Annotated in this window: 4 protein-coding genes and 1 pseudogene; 3 read left to right on the top strand and 2 right to left on the bottom strand. The window is 44.7% G+C overall.

The genetic code is table 11. The features are described from left to right. The 3 genes and pseudogenes from IQ234_RS19915 to cruG form a co-directional block, all read left to right on the top strand. Window positions 1-109, top strand: a pseudogene (locus IQ234_RS19915) (IS5/IS1182 family transposase); the annotation flags it as partial. A gap of 431 nt (window positions 110-540) precedes the next feature. Continuing rightward, on the top strand, window positions 541-1,455 hold the full coding sequence (gene cruF / locus IQ234_RS19910; protein ID WP_193958349.1) for a gamma-carotene 1'-hydroxylase CruF: 915 nt from the start codon (window positions 541-543) through the stop codon (window positions 1,453-1,455). Between the two features lies 1 nt (window position 1,456). After that, complete coding sequence (gene cruG, locus IQ234_RS19905) at window positions 1,457-2,647, top strand: 2'-O-glycosyltransferase CruG (RefSeq protein ID WP_193958348.1); 1,191 nt, start codon at window positions 1,457-1,459, stop codon at window positions 2,645-2,647. A 311-nt stretch (window positions 2,648-2,958) separates the two neighbouring features. Here cruG and IQ234_RS19900 read toward each other — a convergent pair whose 3' ends face one another. Together IQ234_RS19900 and IQ234_RS19895 are read right to left on the bottom strand one after the other, a co-directional pair. Continuing rightward, on the bottom strand, window positions 2,959-3,963 hold the full coding sequence (locus IQ234_RS19900; protein ID WP_193958347.1) for a glycoside hydrolase family 10 protein: 1,005 nt from the start codon (window positions 3,961-3,963) through the stop codon (window positions 2,959-2,961). A gap of 316 nt (window positions 3,964-4,279) precedes the next feature. Beyond that, window positions 4,280-4,714: a peroxiredoxin gene (locus tag IQ234_RS19895; protein ID WP_193958346.1), complete on the bottom strand. Its 435-nt coding sequence runs from the start codon at window positions 4,712-4,714 to the stop codon at window positions 4,280-4,282. Window positions 4,715-4,865: the final 151 nt, after the last annotated feature.

Raw genomic sequence — 4,865 nt, 5'->3', positions numbered from 1 at the left:
ATCATCAAGATATAGGAATCGGAGACGGCGTTTTGGTCTGAGATTTAATTTAATCGCTGGCATTTACAACTATGAACTTGCTTTAGGCTATCATCAAGTAGCTGAATAAGACTTTTGCAGGAGGTCTACCCTATCCGCTATAGTCATATAGTAGCTATTTGGCCTGAGTAGGTCAAGACCCTTAAAAGAAGAAGTTATTCGAGATTTTGTCAGGAGACTGGACGCTTATTTTTAATCGTGCTTCCTGTGACTGAGCTTGTGGAAGTGCTGTTTTATATTGGTCGGGGTTTCATCCCGTCCCTAAAAGCGAGGGTTTTCACCCCGACATTTGAGATAAACTAGCATAAAATCTCTAAATAGACCATTTAATTGATTTTCCTCCCTCCTAACTGCTGCCTAGTGACTCCTAAACAACTAAGACAGGGAACTCCCTAACCCGCATAAAACTTTTTTGCCGCAAGTGACCGATCTGCGTAATAATTCTTTAATAAAGATTTGTAAACTTGAAAATGATTATCCCTTCGCAGCGCTAGAGATTTAATGAGACGACTAATTGCGATCGAAAAAGCTCTGCTCATCGGTCATATTGTATCGATGGCTTTTGGACTAGCGGGATTGTTGCTAGTTCTGCCCCATCCCGAATTTGTGGCCAATTTACCAGATTTTGGCAAAACCTTCTTTGCTTGGTCAATGGCCGGGGGGGGTGTGGTGTATATGGTGTTAGGAATGGCAGCCGTGGCTGTTTATGCCTATCGGACTCTAGGAGTGTGGCACTGGTTAGGATTCATGGTTCCCGCTATCAGTTTATCCCTTTGTAGCGAACTTTTGGGAACCAGTACCGGCTTTCCTTTCGGTCATTATCGTTATCTTTCGGGCTTAGGTTACAAAATTGCGGGTTTAGTCCCCTTTACTATCCCCCTATCTTGGTTTTATCTCGGTTTTAGTGCCTATATTATCGCTCGTGTTGGTTTATCCACTCTTGCTATACCCCAATGGCTACAAAATCTAGGAGCGATCGCTATCGGGGCGGTATTATTAACTTCATGGGATTTTGTCCTAGATCCGGCCATGAGTCAAACTACCATCCCCTTCTGGATTTGGGAACAACCGGGGGCTTTTTTTGGGATGCCCTATGAAAATTTTGCCGGTTGGTTTGGCACGGGTTGTGTTTTTATGACGGTGGCCACTTTAATTTGGCAAGTGCAACCGGTGAAACTGCCAAGTCAAGATTTAACCCTGCCTTTTCTGATGTATTTAGGTAATTTTGGCTTTGCTACGGTCATGAGTATGGGTGCTGGTATTTATCCGCCGATTTTCTTAGGATTACTCACCGGTATTCTGCCTTTAATACTCCTCTATAATCGCGCCAAGACTGTTGCTTCCGGGCAAACAGTGGCAACCAGCGAAGTAACAACCCTAAAAATCCCCGTTGTTTCGGTGAGAGGAGCCAAATAAGTTGTTAACTGAGATAATTCTCGGTGCATTCTGCCTGGGGCTACTGCTGTCTCAGGCTGTTGCCTTTTTTATCCTTCTTTCCCGTTTGCTAAAAGGGGCGCGTCGTCGTCCTCCCCTGACTCCCCAACCTCCCACCCCGGAGATGTTAGGGACGGTAAGCGTGATTGTGCCGACGTTAAACGAAGTGGCCAGGATTGACGGTTGTTTACAGGGATTGAGTCAACAGAGTTACGAAGTGCGAGAAATTCTGATTGTCGATAGCAATTCCCAAGATGGTACGCGGGAAAAAGTCAAAGAGATAGCGGCAAAAGACCCCCGCTTTCGCTTGAAAACCGATGATCCTTTGCCTCCTGATTGGGTAGGTCGTCCCTGGGCGTTACACAATGGTTTTTTGTTTAGTTCTCCTGAAAGTGACTGGATTTTGGGCATTGATGCCGATACCCAACCCCAAGCAAATTTAGTCGCTAGTTTGGTCAAGGCTGCGATCGCAGAAGGTTACGATTTAGTTTCCCTGTCGCCGCAATTTATCCTCTCCTATCCGGGAGAATGGTGGTTACAGCCAGCTTTATTGATGACTTTGCTCTATCGCTTTGATGCGGCCGGAGTGCGCGGGCAAGATCCCGAACGAGTCATGGCCAATGGTCAATGTTTTCTCTGCCGGCGGTCAGTTTTAGCGGCTTTAGACGGTTATAGCGGGGCAAAAGGTTCTTTTTGCGATGATGTCACCCTCGCCCGTCTAGCGGCAACGAAAGGCTATCGGGTGGGATTTCTCGATGGGGCGAAGTTGATTCGCGTGCGGATGTACGAAGGACTCAAGGAAACTTGGCGCGAATGGGGCAGATCTCTTGACCTCAAAGATGCCTCCTATCAGGGGCAATTATGGGGCGATTTAGCTTTATTAGCTCTTACTCAGGGATTACCGATAATTATCACTCCTTTACTGCTCACAGCTTTGTTTTTTGGCTACAATTTCCTGAGTTTAAAAATTGTCTTGACTTTAAACCTGCTGCTGTTATTGATTCGTTTTGCCCTTTTATTGGCTGTTTCTCCTAGCTACTATCGCGGCGAAAAAGTCAATCTATCTTCAGGATTATTTTGGCTATCTCCCCTAGCGGATCCGCTGGCAGTTATCCGCATTTTTATCTCTGCTTTTACCCGTCCCCAAAGTTGGCGCGGTCGAGTGTATCAGTGAATTGGAAAATAAACATTGGGTGTATGAGGCTCCTCTAACGGTAGATTGATTCATGAATCAATCTACTATGAGAGCAAAAACCTGTACTCCCCTACTCCCTAGCTTACCTCATAAGCCATTAAGAGTAGCAAAAAAAAGAATTAGATTCGGAGAATGAATCAGCCCCAGTATTAAGGGTAGGGTTGATTCATGAATCAACCCTACTATGAATCAGCCCCATAGAAGGCAGGGGGAGATCGAAGGCAAAATCTATCTTCTATGTAATTAGAACCACTTACTTAGAACAGCCTTAATTATACTAGCCTTTTCACTTAAAACCGGGGAATATGATTAAAAAGATGACGCATGACGACAAACTCCCAACAAAATAACGAATAGCCATAACCCTGCTGCTCCACCGTCCTCATCTGAGCCTGTAAACCCTTTAAGGAAAAATCAGGATTCCAACCAGCGTATAAACCCACCCCCACCGGCACATACCGGGAAGCTGTCGCCAGTCCCGATCCCGAAAGACTTGCCGCCACCTGATTGGGAGTTTTCCGATAGATCTGTAGGACCACCTCATCCACAATCCCTTGACGCACCCAAGCCAACCAATTTTGATTATATTTATTCACCGCAAAAGAGTGAGGATTAGGCGAAAGACTCACCACCAACTTGGGATTAATCGCCTTGACATGATCATGTAACTTGCGAGTTAAATTCGTTAAAGCCTGACTTTTATTGCCAAAAACACGGGGAACCGCCCAATGATCATCTAACTGAATCCCCGCCAAATCTTTTTCTTTTAAAATATCTTCCATATTGCCCAAAAGATAGGCTTGCACCTGCGGATTCGCTGGATCTAACCAGACATTCGTTTCCACCACCGTCTTCCCTGTGGGCGTTTTTAATAACCAATCCGGATGTTTTTTGGCAATGGGATCCTTAGGCGATAACATTAAACCATACTCAAACCAAGCATAGGGCTTCAAACCCTGCCGTAAAGACTCCTTAACCGCCGCTCTCCAAGGATTGCTCAACGGCGGCACAAACAACCAATTCGTCGGACGTTGGGCAGTCGGATAAAGCGTTCCCCTCAACCCATAAACACTAAAATACACCCGGTCATAACCCGATCGCGAAAGATGATTTAACACCTCATCTAAGGACGTAGTGTGATGTAACAATATCGTGCCAATATTGGTTAACCAAACCCCCTTCATCTGCTCATTTTCCACTGCCTTTCGGGGAGCCGCTCGGTGAGTAACCAACAACAAAAAAGCCACTCCAGCAACAATCCCAACCCTCTTTAGGTACTTGCTAAACTTAACCATGATTGCCGATTAATCCCACCAAGATATTTGATAATAGTATTAAGTAGGGAGGCCAAATTATTTGTAGGATGGGTTAGCGGTAGCGTAACCCGTGCAGGCGTTGGGTTTCATGCTTCAACCCAACCTACGTTCATCTTATATTTAATTCCACCCACCCACTTATTTTAGTCCGATTTTTAATATTCAGTTCATCATCAGCAGGCCCTATTTAGTCATACTCAATCTGGTTATTAAAAACTGATTATCAGTGAACTAAAAAATAGATACCTGGTGTATTAGGTTCCCCTAACACACCCAGAAAAGATTTTAGGAAAAATTAACCGACTACGCAGAGAATATCCGATGCGTGACTAGCGGTATTCACTTTGTCATCCACATGGCCAATTTTTCCTTCTCCATCGATGATATAGGTGACGCGCTTAGAATAACCACCACCATCGACATCATAAGCTTTGGTGATAGCACCATCGGTATCTACGAGCAATTGGAAGGGTAAACCGTATTTTTCTTTAAATTGTGCATGGGAACCTTGGTCATCCCTGCTCACCCCGAAGACTACTATTTCCTTGTCTTGGTATTGTTCGTAGTTATCCCGGAAACTTTGCGCTTGTTTGGTGCAGCCCGGGGTATCATCTTTGGGATAGAAGTATAAAACTACGACTTTACCTTGAAAATCCGACAGGGAAACGGTTTTTCCAGTATCGTCGGTGGTGGTAAAGTTCGGTGCGATTGTTCCAACGGTTAAAGCCATAACTCCGATTCCTTTACAAAAGTTAATCTATATTGATCATAAGGGATGAGGGTCACAAACAGGGTGTGGGAATTATGAATTATGAATTATGAATTATGAATTATGAATTAGGGTGATGGGGTGATGGGGAAGTGGGGTGATGGGGTGATGG

Source organism: Microcystis aeruginosa LEGE 91341 (assembly GCF_015206885.1).
Classification (GTDB): domain Bacteria; phylum Cyanobacteriota; class Cyanobacteriia; order Cyanobacteriales; family Microcystaceae; genus Microcystis; species Microcystis aeruginosa_H.
Note: the sequence above shows the minus strand (reverse complement) of the source record. Positions and strands in the feature narration are given on the sequence as shown.